Raw genomic sequence first — 21,171 nt, 5'->3', positions numbered from 1 at the left:
GTCCGCGCGGCACCGGGCAGGGGGTTGAAGAGGCGCACCGAAGAGTCGGGGGACTGGGGGGTCCGATGCCAGGCAAGGCGATGGTCTTCGCGCCGATACCGCTACTGAGCGTGACTGTTGATACGCGTGAGGAGATGCCCGACATCCGGCTGCGCGCCGAGGGCCCGGGATGCCGGCAGACCCGGGTGCTGGCCGCCTTCGGCGTCTCCACGGTGCTGTGCGGGTGCTTCGGCGGGGAGAGCGGGCCGGTGCTGCGGCAGCTGCTGGCCGAAGAAGGCATCGAATGCCGGGCGGTGCGGCGGCCCGGCCGCAACGGCACCCGCGTCCGCGAGCAGGGCGCCGGCACGATGCGCACCGTCGCCGAGTCCCCGGGCGATCCGCTGACCCCCCAGGAGGCGGACCGGCTGCGCGCGGCCGCGCTGGAGGCCGGGGCGCGGGCGGACGTGTGCGTGCTGACCCAGGAGGCGGACCCCGCCGCGGTGCCCCCCGGCCTCTACCGCGGGCTCACCGGCGACCTGCGCGCCCGAGGGGTGCGCGTGGTGGCCGCGTTGAGCGGCGAGGCGCTGGCCGCCGCGCTGACCGGGGGAGTGGACGTGCTCTGCCTGGACCAGCGCCGGCTGCCCGTCGGCCCGGGCGGTCACGCGGCCCATGCCGGGGTCGGTGACCTGGTCGCCGCGATGCGGCGGCTGCGCTCGCGCGGCGCCGGCACCGTCGTGCTCCGCCGCGCCGAGCGGCCCGCGCTCGTCCTGATCGGCGAGGACGTGGTCGCCGTTCCCGCGCCGGTGCCGCCCGGCGGCACGGCGGCCGCCGGCCTTTGCGGCGACCGCCTCATCGCCGCGATCGCCGCCGGCCTGGCCACCGGCCTGCCGGAAGAGGACGCCGTCCGGCTCGGAGTGGCCGCCGGGACGCCGCACAGCGACCGGCCGGAGGCGCCCAGCGGCATGGATCCGGAAACCGCCCGGCAGCTGGCCGGGCGGGTGGAGCTGCACGAGCCCGCCCTGGAGGAGACCCCGGGCGGGTCCGGCGCGTTCTGGTGACCTGCGCCGCAGGGCCCGCCGAGGGCCGGACGGCGAGCGGGCGGCGGAAACCGGGGCGGTGCGATGACCCGGGACCGCCCGGAAACGGGCGCCGCCCTTCGAAGCCGCAGAGTGCTCCTTGAAAAGGGATCAATGGCTGCACATGCCGATCTCGGCACTCTGGATTTGGCGTGAGTTGCTGACGAGTACACACCGTGTGTTGTGATCAGTCAAGAGCCGGGACGGCATTGTGAGGTTCCCCGATAACGACCGGGAGCTGTCGCCGATGCCATTGTTCACCGTGACAGGGGAACCGGTCTGCATGGTGACGTGATGTGGTCCGGCCGGGAAGGTGCGCAAAGGCCGGCGCGGGCGCTTGCGGTGGGGCGGCCGGCGGGACGTAAAAACTGAAAAAATCTCCCGCCGTCCTTCTCTCGCTCCACCAGATGGCTGATGACCTGCGGTTTCGTCCCTCAGATCCGGGGCGGGCGAGCCGGTGCCATAAAGAGTTTTGCCCGCCGGAGGCGCTGATCGCCTTGCGGACCTGCGGCGTGCCCGGGGATTCTCTTCCTCGGCCGCACGCCCGCCGGAAGGGAATTCATCGGTTATTCACCCTGGTCCGCGACCGCGGCTCCGGGGAAGATAAAGGTCGGCGGTCGACGGTTTCCTGGAGTTGTGATGACACAGCAGGCCGAAGGACCGGGGGCAATTCTGGACGATGTACTGCGTACGGGGCCTTTTGACCGTGCGCTTCATCTGGCGATCCAGGCGCGGGGGCTGAGCCTGGAACGCCTTCACGCCCGGCTGCGCCACCGGGGGGTGCGCGTCAGCGTGGCCAGCCTCAGCTACTGGCAGCGCGGCCGCTGCCGGCCCGAACGCAGCCAATCCCTGCGGGCGGTGGAAGCGCTGGAGGAGATCCTGGAGCTGCCGGCGGGCGCCCTCATCGGGCTGCTCGGCCCGCGGCGGCCGCGCGGCCGCTGGCTGAGCCACGCCTCCGGCGACGCGCTGAGCCCCCGCGATGTCTGCCCCGCCTATTCGGGGCTGCGCGACCTGCTCGGCGAGCTGGCCGTGCCGCTGGACGACCAGCTGGAGACCCTCAGCCACCATGAGATCTTCACCGTGGGCCCCGACCGCGGGGAGCGGTCGGCCCGGTCGCGGATCGTCTTCCGGGCCCGCCGCGACGGGGTGGACCGGCATGTGGCGATCCACCACTGCCAGGGCGGCCCCCCGCCCGAGGACTTCAGCAGCGAACTGTGCCGGGTGGGACGCCGCCGCATCAGCCGGGACGACGGGCTGGCCGCGGTGGAGCTGCTGTTCGACCGCCCCCTGGCGGCGGGGGAGACCTACGTGGTGGAGTACGAGTTCCGCTGCGGCGACGGGCGGCCCGAGGTGCGCCGCTATGTGCGCGGCTTCCGCTTCCCCACCCGCGAGTACCTGCTGCAGGTGCGCTTTGCGGACGGGGCGACGCCCCGGCGCTGCTTCCGGGTCTGGCAGCCCACCGTGGGAGCGGCCTGCACCGACCGCCAGGAGCTGCGGCTGACCACGTGGAACTCGGTCCACCTGCTCGAACACGGCATGCGGCCGGGGATGTACGGCATCCGCTGGGAGTGGGCCTAGCCTCCGCAGCGGGCGGCCTGCGGCAGCCAGCGGCGCAGCCGGTCGTCGGTGAGGTTGGCGCCGCAGGCCACGGTGCCCACCGACAGGCCGGCGAAGGCCGCCGGATCGGCCAGCACCGCCGCCGCCCCGGCCGCCCCGGCCGGCTCGGTGACCAGCCCCAGCGTCCGGTGCAGCAGCCGCATCGCCGCCACGATCGCCTCATCGGGCACCACCACCACATCGTCCACGCAGCGCCGCATGACCTGCAGGGCGTAGGGGATCGGCACCCGCACCGCGATGCCGTCGGCGATGGTGTCGGCCGTGGGAGTGGTGATCAGCGCGTGCTCGTGCCAGGAACGGGCCATGGCGGGCGCGCCCTCGGCGGCGACCGCGATCACGCGCGTGCCGGGCCAGGCGTGCTTGATCCAGGTCCCCACGCCGCCGGCCAGCGCCCCGTTCCCCAGCGGGACGAGCAGCACCTCCAGCGGGTCGGCGACCTGGCGGGTGAGCTCCCAGGCGATGGTGCCCGCCCCCTCGGCGATGCGCGGCTCGTCCCCGTCGGTCACCAGGCGCCCTCCACCGGCCCGGGCGTGGGCGATGGCCCGCGCCCGGGCCTCGTCGAAGTCCCGGCCGCCCAGGCGGACCTCGGCGCCCAGGCGCCGCATCGCCGCCACCTTCACCGGGCTGGCGTTCTCGGCGGCGAAGACGGTCAGCGCCCGGCCGCGGCGGCGCGCCGCGTACGCCATGCCCTGCCCGAAGTTGCCCACCGAGGCGGTCACCAGCGGCTCGGTGTCATCCGCCGGCAGATGCGCCATGAACCAGTCGGCGCCCCGGCCCTTGAAGGAGCGGATGGGATTGCCGGTCTCGTCCTTGACGACGGCCCGCCGCACCCCCAGCGCCTTGGCCAGCTCGGCGCTGTCGTGCGCGGGGGAGCCGGTGAACACCGGGTCGATGGCACGGGCGGCTCGTTCGATGCCCTCGGCGGTCGGCAAGGGCCGGCGGGACGGCGGCAGGTCGCGCATGCCTCCAGACTAGTGACCGAATGTGCACAGAAAGTGTGCATACTATGCTGATCGCGCAATGAACGTGCATGAACGGCCTTCCGGACGGTGAAACATCGACCTGGACGACATCGACCGGCGGATCCTGGCGCTGATCCAGCGGGACGCCCGCCTCACCGCCGCCCAGATCGGCGAGCGGGTGGGCCTGTCGGCCTCGGCGGCGCACCGCCGCCTGCAGCGGCTGTGGCGGAGCGGGGTGATCGAGGCTCAGGTCGCGGTGGTCAACCCCAAACTGGTCGGCCGCCCGCTGGTGATGATCGTGGGGGTGGAGATCGAGCGGGAGCGGCCGGAAGACCTGCACGAGCTCAAACGCTGGCTGGCCGCCGAGCCGGCCGTGCAGCAGGCCTGGTACGTCACCGGCGAATCCGACTTCACCCTGGTGATCACCGCCCGGGACGCCGAGGACTACGACGCGTTCATGCAGCGCCTGGTCGCCGAGAACCGCAACGTCCGCCGCTTCCGCACCAGCATGGCGCTGTCCACCCTCAAACGCGGACTGGCCGTCCCCGTGGAGGAATAGATCCTCCGACCCGCCGCCCCGGAAAAGCCGCAGTGCGCCCGCGGCGGTCGCCGCAAGGTCAGCGCAGCGGCGCCACCGGGCCGTCCGGACGCTGCCGGCGGGCGCCCACCACCGACTCGGTCAGCTCGGCCACCTCCTGCTCCGGCAGCCGCCGGTACCCGTCGGCGGTGACCGTCGCGATGGTGGGGAAGATCCGCCGGGCCAGATCGGGGCCGGCGGTGGCCGCATCGTCCTCGGCGGCGTCATAGAGGGCCTGCACGCACACCGCCGCCGCCTCCGCCTCGGTCAGGTCCGGCCGGTACAGCTTCTTGAGCGCGCCGCGGGCGAACGGGGAGCCGGACCCTTCGGCGTGGAAGTCCCGGGACTCCTGAGGCATCCCGGTGATGTCGTAGTTGTAGATGCGGCCGACCCCGGCGTCCAGGTCATAGCCGGCGAACACCGGCACCACCGCCAGGCCCTGCATGGCATGGGCCAGATTGGCCCGGATGACGGCGCCCAGCCGCCGGGCCTTGCCCGGCAGCGACAGCTTCGCCGACTGCAGCTTCTCGTAGTGCTCCAGCTCCACCTGCAGCAGCCGGATCATCTCCAGGGCCAGGCCCACGGTGCCGGCCATCGCCACCGCCGAGTGCTCATCGGCCCGGTGGACCTTCTCCAGGTCTTTTTGCGCGATCAGGTTGCCGGAGGTGGCGCGCCGGTCACCGGCCAGCATCACCCCCTCCGGGTAGCGCACCGCCACGATCGTCGTGCCGTGCGGGATGTCCGGCATGGGGTGCGAGCCGTCGCGGACCCGGTTGACCGGCAGCAGCTGCGGCGCGGTCCGGCTGAGCAGCTCGACGAAGGACGCCGTGCCGACGGCGAAGAACTCCGCGGGCAGTCCCTGCCCCCGCTCCCGCTCTGTCATCGCTGCCCCCTTCGTCGTGGTCGCCGTGCGCTGATCCCGATCTTTGCACGGCCGGGCGGGTCACCGCACACGGCGCGACGAACGCGATCTTCGGCCGTGAATCCGTGGAGCGCGGACGCGCCGCCTGAGCAGGGGCGGCACCGGCCGGCCTCGGGAATGCGAAGTGAACACAGAGTCATCAGTTGTGGGCAATACGCTTAATTTTTCGCCCTTGCCGGGCCGGGTCTCCTTAATGACGATTTGACAAGGGTCAAGGGCAGTTCAACCCTCTCCACCCACACCCGCAGGAGGCACCGTGAGGATGAGACCCGTCCGCCTGGCCGCCCTGGCCGCAGCCGCCGCGACGGCGACGGCCACAACCCTGCTGACCGCGCCGGCGGCCACCGCCGCCCCGGCGCCGTCCGACCCGGGCCGCCTGGCCGCCACCCTGGCCGAGCGTCTCGGCTCCCGAAGCGCGGGCTCCTACTACGACAACGCCCGCGGCAAGCTCGTGGTGACCGTCTCCGACGACGCCGCCGCCCAGACCGTCGCCCGCGCCGGCGCCCTGCCGCGCCGCGTCGCCCGCAGCGGCGCCGAGCTGCAACGGATCATGGCCGACTTCGACCGTTCCATCGACGTGGCGGGCACCGCCTGGGCCATCCAGCCGGCGTCCAACCAGGTGGTGCTGACCCTGGACGCCACCGTCACCGGCGCCGAACTGGCCAAGGTGCGCGCCATCGCCGCCAAGTACGGTACCGCCGTGCGCATCGAGCAGGTCTCGGGGACCTTCCGCACCACGATCGCCGGCGGCCAGGCCATCTACGCCTCCGGCGCGCGCTGCTCACTGGGCTTCAACGTGCGCGACAACAGCGGCAACCTCTACTTCCTGACCGCCGGTCACTGCACCAACATCTCCTCGACCTGGTACGCCAACTCCAGCGGGACCACCGTGCTGGGCACCCGCGTCGGCACCAGCTTCCCCGGCAACGACTACGGCATCGTCCGCTACACCAACACCGGCATCGCCAAGCCCGGCACCGTGTACCTGTACGGCGCCGGCGAGCAGGACATCACCTCCGCCGGCAACGCCTACATCGGCCAGTCGGTGCGCCGCAGCGGCAGCACCACCGGCGTGCGCAGCGGCATCGTGACCGCCCTCAACCAGACCGTCCGCTACGCCGAGGGCACCGTGTCCGGCCTGATCAGGACGACGGTGTGCGCCGAGCCGGGCGACAGCGGCGGCCCGCTGTTCGCCGGCACCACCGCGCTGGGGTTGACCTCCGGCGGCAGCGGCAACTGCCTGTGGGGCGGCACCACCTTCTTCCAGCCCGTCACCGAACCGCTGAGCGTCTACGGCGTCAGCGTCTACTGAGAACGGATCCGCCGGACCCGGCCGGCGGTTCCACCCTGTCGTTCCCGAAGACCACGGCCGGAGACCAGGCCATGGCCCGCGGCGCCACCGGGCGTCCGCGCGGCACGGCGGGGTGCGCCCTGCTCGGGGCGCACCCCGGCAGGTAGATCCGCCCGCCGGAGGCGGTGAACTCCTCGGCCTTGGCCCGCATGCCCTCCCGGAGGGCCTCTTCCTCGGTCAGCCCTCGCTCCCGGGCGAAGCGCCGCACATCCTGAGTGATCTTCATCGAGCAGAAGTGCGGCCCGCACATCGAGCAAAAGTGCGCGGTCTTGGCCGGGGCGGCCGGCAGGGTCTCATCGTGGAAGGACCGGGCGGTGTCGGGGTCCAGCGACAGGTTGAACTGGTCCTCCCAGCGGAACTCGAACCGGGCCTCCGACAGCGCGTCGTCCCAGGCCTGCGCCCCCGGGTGCCCCTTGGCCAGGTCGGCGGCGTGCGCGGCGATCTTGTAGGCGATCACCCCGGCCTTGACGTCGTCCTTGTTGGGCAGCCCCAGGTGTTCCTTGGGGGTGACGTAGCACAGCATCGCGGTGCCGTACCAGCCGATCATGGCCGCGCCGATCGCCGAGGTGATGTGGTCATAGCCCGGCGCGATGTCGGTGGTCAGCGGCCCCAGGGTGTAGAAGGGGGCGTCGTCGCACAGCTCGCGCTGCAGGTCCACGTTCTCCTTGATCTTGTGCATCGGGACGTGGCCGGGCCCCTCGTTCATCACCTGGGTGTCGAACTCGGCGGCGATCTTGGTCAGCTCCCCCTGGGTGCGCAGCTCGGCGAACTGGGCCTCGTCGTTGGCGTCGGCGATGCACCCGGGCCGCAGCCCGTCCCCCAGCGACCAGGTGATGTCGTAGGCGGCGAAGATCTCGCACAGTTCCCGGAAGTGGGTGTAGAGGAAGTTCTCCTTGTGGTGGGCCAGGCACCAGGCCGCCATGATCGACCCGCCCCGGGAGACGATCCCGGTCTTGCGCCGCGTGGTCAGCGGGATGTACCGCAGCAGCACCGCCGCGTGCACCGTCATGTAGTCCACGCCCTGCTCGGCCTGCTCGATGACGGTGTCGCGGAAGACCTCCCAGCTCAGGTCGGCGGGGTTGCCGCCGACCTTCTCCAGCGCCTGATACAGCGGGACGGTGCCCACCGGCACCGGGGAGTTGCGCAGGATCCACTCCCGGGTGGTGTGGATGTCCCGCCCGGTGGACAGGTCCATGACCGTGTCGGCGCCCCAGCGGATCGCCCAGGTCATCTTGTCCACCTCCTCCTCGATGGAGGAGGCCACCGCCGAGTTGCCGATGTTGGCGTTCACCTTCACCAGGAAGTTCCGCCCGATGATCATCGGCTCCAGCTCGGGGTGGTTGACGTTGGCCGGCAGCACCGCCCGCCCGGCCGCCAGCTCCTGGCGCACGAACTCCGGATCCACGCCCTCGCGCAGCGCCACGAACTCCATCTCCGGGGTGATCTCCCCGCGCCGCGCGTACGCCCGCTGCGTCACCGCCTTGCCGGTGGCGCGGCGCGGCCTGCGCGGCGGGAAGGCCCCCTGGTCCCGCAACGGGTCCGAGGACCTGCGCCCGTCGTCTTCGGGACGGACGGGCCGCCCGTCGTATTCGGCGGTGTCGCCGCGTTCGGCGATCCACTTCGCCCGCAGGGCGGGCAGTCCGCGCCGCACGTCCACCTGGTAGGAGGGGTCGGTGTACGGGCCGGAGGTGTCGTACAACACCAGCGAGTCGCCCGTGGTGAGCACCACCTCGCGCATCGGCACCCGGATGTCGGGACGGGATGCGCCGGTCAGGTAGGTCTTTCGGGCAGCGGACACTGAGGCTTGCGTCATGGCGATTCGACTACTCCCTACGCCGGCATTACCCGGTCAGGTTCCAGCGGTCAGCGGCCGTCTCAGCCGCACTCTCAGCCCGGTTCGCCAGGCTCCCGCGCTCGTCCGCCCCAGACGTTAACCCGCCTCCGCCCCGTTGCCGCAAGGCCCGGTCATCAGGTATAGGAGGGCGGCCAGGGTGCTGCCGGCGCCGATCTGGCCCCGGGCGGCCAGCTCCGGCACCCGCTCCAGCGGAACCCACTCGATCCGCTCGGCCTCCACGTCGGTCGGCTCCCCGACACGCACCGCGCCCTCGGCCCGGAAAATGTGATGAACGCCATCCGTCAGGCCCGGAGAGGGGCGGATGTCCAGCAGATGATGGAGCGGTCCGGGCCGCCAGCCGGTCTCCTCCAGCAGCTCCCGGGCCGCGGTCTCGGCGGGGTCCTCGCCCGGCTCCACACGTCCCCCGGGAATCTCCCAGCCCCAAGAGTCACTGATGAAACGATGCCGCCAGATCAGCAGCGCCCGGCCGCGGTCGTCGAGCGCCACCACGCCCGCCGACGGGCGCACCCGCACCAGGTGGTGCTCGAAGCGACGGCCGTCGGGAAGCTCCACATCCGCCACGCGCAGGTCCACCCACGGACTGCGGTAGATGGACCGTTCTCCATGCCGCCTCCACTCCATGGGGCAGGACGCTACCGAGGCCGAGCACAATCCGGCAGGTAGGGTCAGGATCATCGGGACGGGAGGTGAACGGGGTTGGAGGTACGGGCCGATCCGGCCGAGGGGCGGGCCGGAGGGGCCGCCGACCGCATCTGGACGGTGCCCAACGCGCTGAGCCTGGCCCGGCTGCTGGGCGTGCCGCTGTTTTTGTGGCTGGTGCTGGCCGGGCACGACACCTGGGCGCTGGGCCTGCTGGTGGGCGCCGGACTGTCGGACTGGCTGGACGGCCGGCTGGCCCGCGCGCTGGGCCAGACCAGCCGGCTGGGCGCGCTGCTGGACCCGGCCGCCGACCGCCTGTACATCCTGGCCACCCTGGTCGGGCTGACGATGCGGGAGATCATCCCGCTGTGGCTGACCCTGCTGCTGGTCGGCCGCGAGGCGGCCATCACCCCGATCGTCCCGGTGCTGCGCAGGCTCGGTTACAACGGCACGCTGCCGGTGCACATGGTGGGCAAGGCGGGAACGCTGTGCCTGCTGTACGCCTTCCCGCTGCTGTTGCTGGGGGACCACTCCGGCGCGGTGGCCACCGCGGCCCGGGTCTTCGGTTGGTCCTTCGCCATCTGGGGAACGGCACTGTACTGGTGGGCGGCCGTCCTCTATTGGGTCCAGGTGCGGCAGCTCGTGCTGGCCGACCGCACCGGCGCCGGACCGCCGGGCGTCCCGCCGGGCGGCTCCGGCGCGGACCCCCGAACCTCGGCCGGCTGACCGAAGGGAGCGCGACACGCCCATGAAGGCCGTTGTGATGGCGGGCGGGGAGGGGACCCGGCTGCGCCCGATGACCGCCAACCAGCCCAAGCCGCTACTGCCGGTCGTCAACCGGCCGATCATGGAACATGTGCTGCGGCTGCTCAAACGCCACGGCCTGACCGAGACCGTGGTCACCGTGCAGTTCCTGGCCGCGCTGATCCGCAACTACTTCGGCGACGGCGAGGAGCTGGGCATGTCGCTCAGCTACGCCACCGAGGAGGTGCCGCTGGGCACCGCCGGCAGCGTCAAGAACGCCCAGGACGCGCTGCGCGACGACCGCTTCCTGGTCATCTCCGGGGACGCCCTGACCGACATCGACCTGACCGACATGGTGCGCTTCCACAAGGAGAACGGCGCACTGGTCACCATCGGCCTCAAACGGGTGCCCAACCCGCTGGAGTTCGGCATCATCATCGTCGACGAGGCCGGCCGCATCCAGCGCTTTCTGGAAAAGCCCACCTGGGGGCAGGTCTTCTCCGACACCGTCAACACCGGCATCTACGTGATGGAGCCGGAGATCCTCGACCACGTGCCCGCCGGCGAGGTCGTGGACTGGTCCAGCGACGTGTTCCCCAGGCTGCTGGCCGAGGGCGCCCCCCTGTACGGGTACGTCGCCGACTGCTACTGGGAGGACGTCGGCACCCACGAAAGCTACCTGAAGGCCCAGGCCGACATGCTCTCCGGCAAGGTCGACGTGGAGATGGACGGCTTTGAGGTCTCCCCGGGCGTGTGGATCGCCGAGGGCGCCGAGGTCGACAGCGACGCCATCCTCAAAGGCCCCCTCTACATCGGCGACTACGCCAAGGTCGAGGCCGGGGTCGAGCTGCGCGAGTTCACCGTGCTGGGCAGCAACGTGGTGGTCAAGGAGGGGGCGTTCCTGCACCGGGCCGTGGTGCACGACAACGTCTTCATCGGCCCGTCGGCCAACTTGCGCGGCTGCGTCGTCGGCAAGAACACCGACGTGATGGCCGGCGCCCGCATCGAAGAGGGCGCGGTCATCGGCGACGAGTGCGTCATCGAATCGGAGGCCTACGTCTCCAACGGCGTCAAGGTCTACCCGTTCAAGACCATCGAGGCCGGCGCGGTGGTCAACACCAGCGTGATCTGGGAGTCGCGCGGCCAGCGCCACCTGTTCGGCCCGCGCGGGGTCTCCGGCCTGGTCAACGTGGAGATCACCCCCGAGCTGGCGGTCCGGCTGGCCAGCGCCTACGCCACCACCCTCAAAAAAGGCGCCACCGTGGTCACCGGCCGCGACGCCTCCCGCGCCGCCCGCACCCTCAAACGCGCCGTGATCAGCGCGCTGACCGCCAGCGCCATCAACGTCCAGGACCTGCAGGCCTGCGCGCTGCCGCTGGTGCGCTTTGAGACCGCCCGCGAGGACGCCGGCGGCGGCATCTACATCCGCACCACCCCCGGCGACCCCCAGGGCGTGGACATCCTCTTCCTGGACGCCGACGGCGCCGACCTGTCCTCGTCCGCCCAGCGCAAGCTGGAGCGGGTCTTCGGCCGCCAGGAGTTCCGCCGCGCCTTCCCCGGCGAGATCGCCCAGCTCGGCTACCCGGCCCGCACCCTGGAGACCTACACCCGCGACCTGCTGAGCCGGGTGGACCAGCGCGGCGTCCGCGAGGCCGGGCTGAAGATCGTGCTGGACTGCGCCGGCGGCACCGCCTCGCTGGTGCTGCCCGCCCTGCTGGGGATGATGGGCGTGGACGTGCTGACCATGAACAACCGGCTGGATGAGGCCAACCCCACCGAGACGCTGGCCGAGCGGATGCGCGACCTGCAGCGGCTGGGGGAGCTGGTCTCCTCCTCCCGGGCGGCCTTCGGCGCCCGCTTCGACCCGGTCGGCGAGCGGCTGTCGCTGGTCAACGAGAACGGCGAGCTGATCGACGACGAGCGGGCGCTGCTGGTGTTCTTGGACCTGGTGGCCGCCGAGAGCCACGGCGGGAGGGTGGCGCTGCCGGTCACCACCACCCGCGTGGCCGAGCAGGTCTGCCGCTTCCACGGCGTCCAGGTGGAATGGATCTCCACCTCCCAGGACGCGCTGACCAAGGCCGCCGCCGCACCCGGCGTCGTCTTCGCCGGGGACGGCCGCGGCGGGTTCGTCTTCCCCGAGTTCAGCAACACCGTCGACGGGATCGCCGGGTTCGTCCGCCTGGTCGGGCTGGTGGCCCGCACCCGGCTGACCCTCTCCCAGATCGACGCCCGCATCCCCGAGGCCCACCTGCTGCGCCGCTCGGTGCCCACGCCGTGGGCCGCCAAGGGCGGTGTCATGCGCCGCGTGGTGGAGGCGGCCGGCGACCGCACCATCGACACCACCGACGGGGTGCGGGTGGTCGAAGACGATGGCCGGTGGGTGCTGGTGCTGCCCGACCCGGCCGAGGCCCTCACCCACCTGTGGGCCGAGGCCGGCGACCACGACGCCGCCCAGGCCCTGCTGGAGGAGTGGGCCGGCGTCGTCGAACGCGCCGTGTCCTGAAAGGCCGGCTCCCGGTACGACTCGTTCCCGGCCGCAGGGTCCTGCGGCCGGGAACGAACCGCGGGCGCTCTGGTGGGGAGGGTCAGCCGACCTTGCCGACCCCGGCGCCGGCCGTCACGATCGCCTTGACGTTCGGCGCCCCGTCGGGGATGTAGGGGTAGGGGATCGGGGCCACCAGGGACGGGTTGCGCGAAGCCGGGGTGCCGGAGTTGACCAGGTGGTTGTTGAGCAGCTTGATGTTGCCCGGGTCGGAGTCGCCGGTCTGGGTCACCGTGGGCCTGCGGGTGTTCTCGAAGTAGTTGCGCTCGACATAGACCCCGGCGTTCTCGGTGGAGGCCACCCCGTAGCTGCCGATGTTGCTGTAGTAGTTGTTCAGCACGTGCACCGGGTTGCCGAAGCGGACCCGGGGATGGCGCTGGTTGGTCCCGTCGAACCAGTTGTGCACGTAGGTCACCCGCAGCCGTCCGCGGTCCTCGGAGCCGTTGTCGTCGGAGTGCCCGAGCAGGAACGTCTTGTCCTGGTTGCGCAGCCGGTTCCAGGAGACGGTGATGTAGTCCGAGCCGCGCTTGATGTCGATCAGCCCGTCCTTGGCGCCGCTCAGGTCGTTGTGGTCGATCCAGATGTTGGTCGAGGACTGCTCGATGTTGATCGCATCGTCCCGGGAGCCGGTGAAGGTCAGGTTCCGGATGATGACGTTGCGGACCTTGCTGAGCGTCAACCCGCCCCCGGTGATCCGCCCGGAGGCGCCCACCCCGATGATCGTTTTGTCGGAGGACACCTTCTGCATCCCCGGCAGGGAGATGGTGCCGCTCACCCGGATCACATACCGTCCGCTCGCGGTGGCGTAGCGGGCGAACTCGGCGGCGGTGCGCACCGTCACCGTGGCGCCGCCCGCCCCGCCCGTGGTGCCTCCGTTGAGACTCGCGAATCCGACCGGGCTGTTTTCGAAGGCCGCGACGCGCTGCGCCTGGACGACGGGCGCCCGGACGGCGCCCGCGCAGCCGGCGGCGGCCAGGGCGAGCGCGATGCCGCTGCCGGCGAGCATGGTCGAACGCGTGATGGACATGCCTCCTCCTCGTGCTGCGGGGCCGACAGTCCAGCACGGAGCTTTCCGGCCGCTCCAGGGCCGCGGGAAAGTTTTCACGCCTTCGGGGAGCGCCCCCAACGGGCGGCCGGGACGGCTGTGAGCCGGCACCCGGCGCCCGGTGCGCCGGGGCGGGAATGAGCGCGGCGCCGCGGGGTAGACGCCAGGGGCGCCGGGTGAATCCGGCCGGCGACCTGGGAGGGGCAGATGACGCGGCACCGGGCTGTCGGCGAGATACGGGTGCAGGAGACCTCCGTGCCCGACACCGTGCGGCTGGGCGGCACCCTGCTGGTGCCCTGGCCGGTGCGGGGCCAGGGCCCCGGCGGCTCCCGCCTGGCCGCCCTGACCGCCAGGCTGGGCGCCGACCGCCGTCTCGTCCGCCTGCTGGCGCACCTGCGCCGCCGCTACGGCCCCGGACCGCTGCGGCTGGCCGTCCCCGGCCGCCGGCTGGTGCTGCCGCTGCTGCGCGAGGACGTCCGGCGGCTCTTGGCCGACTCCTCCGGGCGTTTCACGCCCGCGATCGACGCGCGGGCCAAGGTCCCGCCGCGCCTGCAGGCCCACGGCGTGCCCGCCCCGGCGGGGGAGGACCGGCAGCGGCGCCGCCGCGCCGATGAGACGGTGCTGGACACCTATCAGGTGGTCCACCGGCTCGCCGGCCCGTTCATGGTGCGCATCTACCAGGAGGCGGCCGCCCTGCTGGGGGGAGAGCGGTCCGCCGGCCGGGAGCTCACCTGGCGGGAGTTCTCCGCCGCCTTCGGCCGCCTGGGCCGGCGCCTGGTGCTCGGTGATTCGGCCCGCGAGGACCGGATGCTCACCGAGCTGCTCGCCCGGACGGCCACCGGCCGGCGACGGCGGGGCGGGCGGGAGAGGATCGCCGCCGAGGTCTGCCGGCGGCGGCTGCGGGGGTATGTGGAGCGCGCCGAGGCCGACAGCCTGGTCGGGGAGCTGTCCCGCCTGCCGGAGGGGATGCCGGGCGACCCGGTGAGCCAGGTCTCCCGGTGGCTGGCGGGTTTTGAGGCGACCGCGCTGGTCTCCTACCGGACGCTGGCGCTGCTGGCCGCCCATCCCGGCCACCTGGCGCGGGTCCGCGGCGAGCTGTCGGTGCTGCCGGGCACCGCCCTGGCCGGGCCGGTCGCGGTGCCCTACCTGCGCGCCTGCGTGCTGGAGGCGGCGCGGCTGTGGCCGGTCGCCCGCACCGTCCTGCGGCAGAGCCGCGGCGAGACCGTCTGGCACGGCCGCACCGTCCCCGCCGGCAGCGTCTTTGTGATCGTCGTGCCGTTCTTCAACCGCGACCGCGAGGCGCTGGCTCATGCCGACCGCTTCGCCCCCGAGGTCTGGCTGGACGGCCGCGCCGTTCCCGACGAGGCGGTCGTCCCCTTCGGCGGGGGAGCGGGCCGGTGCGCGGGGGAGAACCTGGCGCTGCTGGCCGCCACCACCTTCCTGGCCGCCCTGCTGCGCCGGCACGAGCCGTTGCCGATCCGTTCCCCCAGGCTGGGGGAGGGCCGCCCGGTGCCCTACGGCCTGGACCACTTCGCCACGCGGCTGACGCTCGTCGCGGCTCCCACCCCGAACCGCTAAAAATCTACAATGTAAAGCTCGTGGCCGTTATGACCTTCGCCACTGTGCGCCAAAGGAGGCCCAAAACCGGCTCTGAGCCCCCATTCGCCGATGCGTCCCTGGTCACAGCGCCGTACGATGCCCTGACCGCGCGGTTCGGGCCCGCGGACGGGGCGGCGGGGGCGCCCGGTGGCATTTTCCGGCCGCCAATGCGTGCGCCTCGTCCCGCGCGGCGGCGTAGACCTGCGATCATTGAAGAAGTAGCTTGGATGGTCCCGGGCCTTGTCTCGGTTGACCCTCCGGGCTCACCCGGCATAAGTTGCGGCAACCGTTGTATTGACGGGCGGGAGCCGGGAAGAGCAGCGCGGGTCGTCGCGTTCGCGCAAGCGGGCGCGCCGTAGCACGCCGAAGGTAGGAGGCCGAGCCGATCGATGCCGAGCGTCTACTGCACGCAGTGCGGTCACGCCAATCCGGACGATGCCCGCTTCTGCTCTCAGTGCGGAACTCCGCTGACCCGTAACGCCCCGCCCCCCATGCCCCCGCGGGAGTCGCCCGGCGAGTCCACGTCCACGATCTCCCTCAGCGGGATCGAGGCGTTCGAACCCGACGCCCAGCCCGCCGACGAGGCCGGGGCCGACCACGTCGCGGTGGAGGCGCTGCCGCCGGGCACCGCCCTGCTGGTGGTCAAGCGCGGCCCCAACGCCGGCAGCCGCTTCCTGCTGGACAAGGACCGCACCTCGGCCGGCCGGCACCCCGAAAGCGACATCTTCCTGGACGATGTGACGGTCTCCCGGCGGCATGCGGAGTTCACCCGCCACGGCAGCGCCTTCGCGGTGCGCGACGTGGGCAGCCTCAACGGCACCTACGTCAACCGCCGGCGCATCGACTCCGCCGGCCTGTCCAGCGGCGATGAGGTCCAGATCGGCAAGTTCCGCCTGGTGTTCCTGACCAACCCGCACCACGGCTGACGGACGCGGCAGGCGAGCGGTGACGGGCGGTGGCAGGCGCGTGAGCGATCCGCGGGCGCCGGAGCGGGCGGTGCGGCGGCCCGCGCCCTGCGGCGCCGTCGCGGCGGCGGGAGGGGCCCGGTGAGCGCCCAGCCGGCCCGCCGGATGATGAACATCGGGGACGCCCTGGCCCTGCTGCGGGAGGAGTTCCCCGACGTCACCGTCTCCAAGATCCGCTTCCTGGAGGCCGAGGGCCTGATCGAGCCGCAGCGCACCCCCTCGGGGTACCGCAAGTTCAGCCACGCCGACGTGGAGCGGCTGCGCTTCATCTTGACCGCGCAGCGCGACCACTACCTGCCGCTGCGGGTCATCAAGGAGTACCTGCAGGCCATCGACCGCGGGGAGCGGGTGCCGCCGCCGTGGGAGGCAGCCTCCGCCCGCGGCCCCCGGCGGCTGGTGGCCGCCGGCGCCGCCGGCCGGGCGCCGGCGGACATGCGGCTGACCCGCCGCCAGCTGCTGGACGGCGCCGCGATCGACGAGGAGCTGCTGGCGGAGCTGGAGGAGGCCGGGCTGGTGCGGCGCTCGGGCCGCCACTACGACGGCGACGCCCTGGCCATCGCCCGCGCCGCGGGCGCCCTGGGCGCCTACGGGGTGCAGGTGCGGCACCTGCGCGTGCTCAAGGCCGCCGCCGACCGGCAGCTGGCGCTCATCGAGCAGGTGATCGCCCCGCTGCTGCGCCGCCGCGACGGGCATGCCGAGGCCGAGCGCACGGCCCGCCGGCTGGCGGAGCTGTCGCTGAGCCTGCACTCGGCCCTGGTGTCGGCGGGACTGCGGGAGAGCCTGGGCCCATAAGGGGGGTACATCTTCCGGTGAACGGCCCGGCGCCGGGCGCCGAACCCGGCCGGGAGGCGCTAAGCGGCGGAGGGTGTACGTTGGCATACAGGGTTCACCAAGAGTCGATCTAGAAAGCCGTCAATCAGCAGGGAGCCGCTGTGAAACAGATGGAGGTCGTCGGCGTCCGGGTCGAGATGCCCTCCAACCAGCCGATCGTCCTGTTGAAGGAGGCGGCTGGGGATCGGTACCTGCCCATCTGGATCGGCGCCGTGGAGGCCACCGCGATCGCCTTCGCCCAGCAGGGCGTGCTGCCCGCCCGGCCGCTCACCCATGACCTGTTCCGGGACGTGCTGGAGGCGCTGGGGGTGCAGCTGCGCACCGTCAACATCACCGCGCTGCGCGAGGGCATCTTCTTCGCCGATCTGGTGTTCTCCAACGGCGTGGAGGTCAGCGCCCGCCCGTCGGACTCGATCGCGCTGGCGCTGCGCACCGGCGCCACGATCTTCGCCAGCGAGGACGTGCTGGAGGAGGCCGGGGTGTCCATCCCCGACGAGCAAGAGGACGAGGTGGAGAAGTTCCGCGAGTTCCTCGACACCATCTCGCCGGAGGACTTCGGCCGGTCCGGCTGAGCGCGTCCGCCCGCCCCTGTCGCATCTGCGTTGTCACACCGTCGGCATGGCGTGAATGGGCGCACCTCCATGCGCGTGCGCATCTGAACGCGCCCCCGCCATGGCCGTGCCATGTCCGTGTTACGGCCGTGTCACCGAAAAGGTGACCTTGTGTCAGGGCCGGTATCGGCCGTTGGTTACTCTGGGAAACGGGGTAAGGGAACCAAGAGGGCGACGGCGTGCAGTTTGCCCACGTGAAGCCGGTTCATCCGGGCATGCGACGCGCCGACGCCGAACGTTGACCACACCCTGACCGGCACCTACCGTGCTGGTGGAACACCCGTGGTGTTAATTCGTCAAACCCCCTTGACGAAGCGGCACGGGATGATAGAAGCCGGAGGTCCGCGTGGCGGTGAGCAGCGGCGAGGGCAAGGCGCACTCTGGGCACCCTGACAGGCGAGTCGCCTCACGGCGTGCCGGGGAGCAGGGACTGCTGTTCGACACTCAGGTATCCCCCCCGCCTGAGAACGTCGGTTACCGCGGTCCCACCGCGTGTGCGGCGGCCGGGATCACGTACCGGCAGCTGGATTACTGGGCCCGCACCCAGCTGGTGGAGCCCAGCGTCCGCGCTGCGCACGGATCGGGCACCCAGCGGCTGTACAGCTTCCGCGACATCCTGGTGCTCAAGGTGGTCAAACGGCTGCTGGACACCGGGGTGTCGCTGCAGCAGATCCGTGCCGCGGTGGCCCATCTGCGCAATCGCGGGGTGCGCGACCTGGCCCAGATCACCTTGATGAGCGACGGGGTCAGCGTGTACGAGTGCACCTCCGCCGATGAGGTGGTCGATCTGCTGGCCGGGGGGCAGGGAGTGTTCGGCATCGCCTTGGGGCGCGTGTGGCAGGAGCTGGAAGGCAGCCTGGCCAAACTGCCGGCCGAGCGCGCGGTGCGCGACGACGACCGCGATGAGGTCCACTCGCACGACGAACTCGCCCGCCGCCGGGTCCGCCGCAGCGGCTGACTCATTCGTCCACCCCCTTCACAAAAACCCCCGTTTTTCAAATCCCCCCAACTCCCCCATATTTCGCAAACGATCATATACGCGCTGGGGTTCCCGCTGGAACCGAGCACGATCGTCAGATCGCCTCCTTGCGCTGCAGATAAGCGAACGCCGCCCAGCCCGGCAGCACCGGCAGCCAGAAAGTCAGCAGCCGGAACAGCAGCACCGCCGAGGTGGCGGTTTCCGCCGGCAGCCCCGAGATCGTCAGCCCCACCGACAGGGCGCCCTCCACGGCGCCCAGCCCGCCCGGCGTGGGCGCCGCCGAGCCCAGCGCGTTGCCGGTCAAAAAGACCACCATCACCGCGCTCCACTCCAGCTCCCCGCCGAAGGCGCGGATGGAGGCGTCCAGGCACACCACGAACCCCACGGTCAGCAGCAGCGTCCCGCCGAACCCGGTGGCCAGCTTGCGCGGCGACTGCACCACGTCCGCCAGGCGCGGCACCACGCCGGAGAACATCGACCGCAGCCGCCGGACGGCCATCCGGCGCACCGCCGGGATCGCCGCGGCGACCCCGGCGGTGACCGCCACCGCCAGCAGCACGATGACGATCACGGGGGAGGGGGCCAGGTTCTCGGTGGCATGGGCGCTGGAGCCGGTGATGAAGCCGAACAGCACCAGCAGCAGCACATGCACCGCCAGCCCCACCAGCTGCGAGGCGCTCACGCTGGCCACCGCCGGCCCCGGCCGCACGCCCGCCCGCTGCAGGTAGCGGGTGTTGAGCGCCACCCCGGTGACCGCGGCCGGCGCCACCAGCTTCACGAACGAGGCGGCCAGCTGCACCAGCAGGGTGCGGCCCAGCGGCAGCCGTTCGGGCACGAACCCCATCAGCATCCAGGCCGCCGCCAGGTAGGTCGCCGCCGCCCCGGCCGCGGCCACCGCCACCCACCACCACTGGGCGCGCGCCACCAGCCCGCCGATGTCGACGTTGCTCAGCTGCGGGAAGACGATGTAGGCGGCGATGGTCAGCGCGACGATGCTGACGATGGTGCGGGGCCGGAAGCGCTCCAGATTGACCGGGGCGACCTCGATCTCCGGCTCCAGGCGCACGATCTGCTCGCGGATGCGGGTCAGCAGCTCCCGGTCCTGCCGCAGCGCCGCCCGGGTGCCGCGGTGCAGCGCCACCGGCTGCAGCAGCGGCACCGCGGTGGCCAGCGCCTGCGCCCCCAGCACCCGGGCGGCGCTGCGCACGGCCCGCTCGGCGCCCACCCGCAGCGCCAGCGTGGTCAGCAGCTGCGCCAGATCCAGCCGCAGCAGCAGGTCGTTGGCGGCGGTCTCCCCGGCGCGCAGGTCCACGATCCAGGCGGCGCCGGCGGCATCGCACACGATCGCCTGCGGCTCCAGCCGCCGGTGCGCCAGGCGGGCCCGCTGCATCACCTGCAGCTGCCGCCAGATGTCGGTGAGGAAGGCGTCGCTGATCTCCGCGTCGTCCAGCTCCGCCAGCGTGCGTCCCGGCACCTGCTCATAGGCCAGCAGCGCCGCCTCGGTGCCCACCTCGCTGGTGCCCAGCAGCCGGGGGGTGCGCACCCCGGCCGCGTGCAGCGCATAAGCCATCAGCGACTCCTGCTCCAGCGAGCGGCGCAGCGAGCGCACCGCGCGGCGGGTGGAGCGGTCGCGCAGCCGCACCAGCCGCCACACCCGGTACAGCAGCCCGGCGGTCTGCTGGTCGCGGTCCAAGACGATGACCTCCAGCCGCCGGCCCTGCGGCCCGGCGGTGGTCACCTCATAGCGGCGGACCTCATCCAGGTCGGGCAGCCGGTGGGCGCGCACCGGCTGCAGGCCCAGCCGGCTCAGCGCCGCCATCACCGCGGTGCCGGGCGGGCGGGGGTTGGGGGTGCCGACCGCATACAGCGTGCCGTAGCCGATGGCCCGGCCCAGGAAGTAGGTGGCCACCAGCGCCGTCACCGAGGCGTACTGGGCGGTCAGCCCGGTCAGCGCCGCCAGGGCGATCATCGTCCAGATGGCGGCCTGCCAGCGCGGCCGGCCGGTCATCCGCACCGCGGTGACGAACGCGATCACCGGGGTGATGTCGGTGTGCAGCGGCACGGTGTGCGTGCCGCCCCAGATCAGCGAGTCCAGCACCCCGCCGGGGGCGGCCGAGATCTCCCAGCCGTCCAGCACCACGGTCAGCGCGAAGGCCAGCACCGCGGCCAGCAGCCCCACCGCCAACCGCAGCCCGTCGCGGCGGATCAGCCGGTCGACGGCGAAGGCCACCGGGACCGCCAGCACCCCGAAGCTGGAGATCAGCGTGGCCAGGCTCAGCAGCAGGTGCGGGGCCAGGCGGGTGCCCTCCTGGATGTCGGTCTGCAGCCCCTGGGTGGTGCCCTGGGCGACGTTGACCAGCAGCAGCATGCCGGCCACCCCGGCCACCGAGCCGGCGAACTTGAAGGCGTCGGCGGGACGGCGGATGCGCTGCGGCTGTGAGGGCTCCTGCACGAAGGGCACCGCCGCGGCGTGCGGGCCCTCGCCCGGGGCCGCGGCGTCGGTCTGCGGCCCGCATGCCGCGGGCCGCTGGGCGGATTCCTCGGCGTGCACCTGGGATTCCTCTCCGGCGGGCCTGCCGGGGGAGGCGACCGGCCGGGTCACCGCGTGGTCACGGGCCGCCGTCATGCGGCACCACCGTCCGGGCGCTTCATCGCGATCAGCGTCCCAGAACCGGCGGCGGCGCGTCGAGGGCCTCCCTCAGCTCCACGTCCGCCTGCTCCCAGCCACGTCCCGCCGTTCCCGGCCTCAAGCCGTCCAACCATCCGTCGTGCCGGGACATCGTAGCGGCCCCCGCGGACCGCCCATGCGGCACTGGCCTGCGCCTTCCCGGCGGGAGCGGGCCGGTTTGGGCCGCAGCGGCGACGGTTGGATAGAGT

At 72.4% G+C, this 21,171-nt stretch carries 17 protein-coding genes and 1 riboswitch; of the genes, 11 read left to right on the top strand and 6 right to left on the bottom strand.

Annotated features, from left to right (window positions below):
* The first annotated feature begins 110 nt into the window (after positions 1 to 110).
* Both BUE48_RS12135 and BUE48_RS12130 read left to right on the top strand, forming a co-directional pair.
* Positions 111 to 1,037 (top strand): PfkB family carbohydrate kinase, encoded by a 927-nt coding sequence (locus BUE48_RS12135; RefSeq protein ID WP_169313018.1) that lies wholly within the window; start codon positions 111 to 113, stop codon positions 1,035 to 1,037.
* A gap of 657 nt (positions 1,038 to 1,694) precedes the next feature.
* Complete coding sequence (locus BUE48_RS12130; protein ID WP_012852792.1) at positions 1,695 to 2,633, top strand: hypothetical protein; 939 nt, start codon at positions 1,695 to 1,697, stop codon at positions 2,631 to 2,633.
* Here BUE48_RS12130 and BUE48_RS12125 read toward each other — a convergent pair.
* Positions 2,630 to 3,634, bottom strand: a complete 1,005-nt coding sequence (locus tag BUE48_RS12125; RefSeq protein WP_286989820.1) for a threonine ammonia-lyase — start codon at positions 3,632 to 3,634, stop codon at positions 2,630 to 2,632. The two genes, BUE48_RS12130 and BUE48_RS12125, sit on opposite strands and share 4 nt — an antisense overlap.
* 94 nt (positions 3,635 to 3,728) lie before the next feature.
* On the opposite strand from BUE48_RS12125, the gene BUE48_RS12120 reads away from it, so the two are divergent.
* Entirely contained in the window at positions 3,729 to 4,193 is a 465-nt protein-coding gene (locus BUE48_RS12120) for an Lrp/AsnC family transcriptional regulator (protein WP_041439589.1), read from the top strand.
* A 58-nt stretch (positions 4,194 to 4,251) separates the two neighbouring features.
* Here the strand turns inward: BUE48_RS12120 and prcB are convergent, their stop codons facing one another.
* On the bottom strand, positions 4,252 to 5,094 hold the full coding sequence (prcB, locus tag BUE48_RS12115; RefSeq protein WP_012852789.1) for a proteasome subunit beta: 843 nt from the start codon (positions 5,092 to 5,094) through the stop codon (positions 4,252 to 4,254).
* A gap of 301 nt (positions 5,095 to 5,395) precedes the next feature.
* Between prcB and BUE48_RS12110 the strand changes: the two genes are divergently transcribed.
* The gene (locus tag BUE48_RS12110; RefSeq protein ID WP_012852788.1) at positions 5,396 to 6,445 is read left to right on the top strand and encodes a S1 family peptidase; all 1,050 of its coding nucleotides are present in this window, start codon (positions 5,396 to 5,398) and stop codon (positions 6,443 to 6,445) included.
* Here the strand turns inward: BUE48_RS12110 and thiC are convergent.
* Positions 6,432 to 8,297: a phosphomethylpyrimidine synthase ThiC gene (thiC, locus tag BUE48_RS12105; RefSeq protein WP_286989819.1), complete on the bottom strand. Its 1,866-nt coding sequence runs from the start codon at positions 8,295 to 8,297 to the stop codon at positions 6,432 to 6,434. The genes BUE48_RS12110 and thiC overlap by 14 nt on opposite strands.
* Positions 8,293 to 8,406: riboswitch (TPP riboswitch) on the bottom strand. It overlaps the preceding gene by 5 nt.
* An 8-nt stretch (positions 8,407 to 8,414) precedes the next feature.
* Positions 8,415 to 8,960 (bottom strand): NUDIX hydrolase, encoded by a 546-nt coding sequence (locus BUE48_RS12100; protein ID WP_012852786.1) that lies wholly within the window; start codon positions 8,958 to 8,960, stop codon positions 8,415 to 8,417.
* Between the two features lie 75 nt (positions 8,961 to 9,035).
* On the opposite strand from BUE48_RS12100, the gene clsA reads away from it, so the two are divergent.
* A complete protein-coding gene (gene clsA / locus BUE48_RS12095; protein WP_012852785.1) occupies positions 9,036 to 9,704 on the top strand; it encodes a cardiolipin synthase ClsA in 669 nt (222 codons plus the stop codon).
* A gap of 22 nt (positions 9,705 to 9,726) precedes the next feature.
* A complete protein-coding gene (locus BUE48_RS12090; RefSeq protein ID WP_286989818.1) occupies positions 9,727 to 12,225 on the top strand; it encodes a mannose-1-phosphate guanyltransferase in 2,499 nt (832 codons plus the stop codon).
* 82 nt (positions 12,226 to 12,307) lie between these two features.
* Here BUE48_RS12090 and BUE48_RS12085 read toward each other — a convergent pair whose 3' ends face one another.
* Positions 12,308 to 13,291, bottom strand: coding sequence for a pectate lyase family protein (locus BUE48_RS12085; RefSeq protein ID WP_012852783.1), 984 nt, complete (start codon positions 13,289 to 13,291; stop codon positions 12,308 to 12,310).
* A gap of 273 nt (positions 13,292 to 13,564) precedes the next feature.
* Between BUE48_RS12085 and BUE48_RS12080 the strand changes: the two genes are divergently transcribed.
* The 5 genes from BUE48_RS12080 to BUE48_RS12060 all read left to right on the top strand — a co-directional run bounded on the left by BUE48_RS12080 (position 13,565) and on the right by BUE48_RS12060 (position 18,273).
* On the top strand, positions 13,565 to 14,887 hold the full coding sequence (locus BUE48_RS12080; RefSeq protein WP_148233001.1) for a cytochrome P450: 1,323 nt from the start codon (positions 13,565 to 13,567) through the stop codon (positions 14,885 to 14,887).
* Between the two features lie 410 nt (positions 14,888 to 15,297).
* A complete protein-coding gene (locus BUE48_RS12075) occupies positions 15,298 to 15,834 on the top strand; it encodes an FHA domain-containing protein (RefSeq protein WP_012852781.1) in 537 nt (178 codons plus the stop codon).
* Positions 15,835 to 15,954: 120 nt separating this feature from the next.
* A complete protein-coding gene (gene ftsR, locus BUE48_RS12070) occupies positions 15,955 to 16,665 on the top strand; it encodes a transcriptional regulator FtsR (protein ID WP_286989817.1) in 711 nt (236 codons plus the stop codon).
* Between the two features lie 140 nt (positions 16,666 to 16,805).
* Positions 16,806 to 17,276: a bifunctional nuclease family protein gene (locus BUE48_RS12065; RefSeq protein ID WP_012852779.1), complete on the top strand. Its 471-nt coding sequence runs from the start codon at positions 16,806 to 16,808 to the stop codon at positions 17,274 to 17,276.
* 385 nt (positions 17,277 to 17,661) lie between these two features.
* Positions 17,662 to 18,273, top strand: a complete 612-nt coding sequence (locus tag BUE48_RS12060; protein WP_012852778.1) for a MerR family transcriptional regulator — start codon at positions 17,662 to 17,664, stop codon at positions 18,271 to 18,273.
* Between the two features lie 115 nt (positions 18,274 to 18,388).
* On the opposite strand, the gene BUE48_RS12055 is transcribed toward BUE48_RS12060, so the two are convergent.
* On the bottom strand, positions 18,389 to 20,920 hold the full coding sequence (locus BUE48_RS12055; protein ID WP_286989816.1) for a flippase-like domain-containing protein: 2,532 nt from the start codon (positions 20,918 to 20,920) through the stop codon (positions 18,389 to 18,391).
* Between the last annotated feature and the right edge of the window lie 251 nt (positions 20,921 to 21,171).

Source organism: Thermomonospora sp. CIF 1 (genome assembly GCF_001896795.1).
GTDB classification, from domain to species: domain Bacteria; phylum Actinomycetota; class Actinomycetes; order Streptosporangiales; family Streptosporangiaceae; genus Thermomonospora; species Thermomonospora curvata.
The sequence above is the reverse complement of the archived record's forward strand: the minus strand, read 5'-3'. Positions and strand labels throughout refer to the sequence as shown.

Bases quoted from the DNA above. Each gene is read 5' to 3' on its own strand.
- BUE48_RS12130 (WP_012852792.1), top strand. From the start codon at position 1,695: ATGACACAGCAGGCCGAAGGACCGGGGGCAATTCTGGACGATGTACTG.
- BUE48_RS12125 (WP_286989820.1), bottom strand. From the start codon at position 3,634: ATGCGCGACCTGCCGCCGTCCCGCCGGCCCTTGCCGACCGCCGAGGGC.
- prcB (WP_012852789.1), bottom strand. From the start codon at position 5,094: ATGACAGAGCGGGAGCGGGGGCAGGGACTGCCCGCGGAGTTCTTCGCC.
- BUE48_RS12110 (WP_012852788.1), top strand. From the start codon at position 5,396: ATGAGACCCGTCCGCCTGGCCGCCCTGGCCGCAGCCGCCGCGACGGCG.
- thiC (WP_286989819.1), bottom strand. From the start codon at position 8,297: ATGACGCAAGCCTCAGTGTCCGCTGCCCGAAAGACCTACCTGACCGGC.
- BUE48_RS12100 (WP_012852786.1), bottom strand. From the start codon at position 8,960: ATGGAGTGGAGGCGGCATGGAGAACGGTCCATCTACCGCAGTCCGTGG.
- BUE48_RS12090 (WP_286989818.1), top strand. From the start codon at position 9,727: ATGAAGGCCGTTGTGATGGCGGGCGGGGAGGGGACCCGGCTGCGCCCG.
- BUE48_RS12085 (WP_012852783.1), bottom strand. From the start codon at position 13,291: ATGTCCATCACGCGTTCGACCATGCTCGCCGGCAGCGGCATCGCGCTC.
- BUE48_RS12075 (WP_012852781.1), top strand. From the start codon at position 15,298: ATGCCGAGCGTCTACTGCACGCAGTGCGGTCACGCCAATCCGGACGAT.
- BUE48_RS12055 (WP_286989816.1), bottom strand. From the start codon at position 20,920: ATGACGGCGGCCCGTGACCACGCGGTGACCCGGCCGGTCGCCTCCCCC.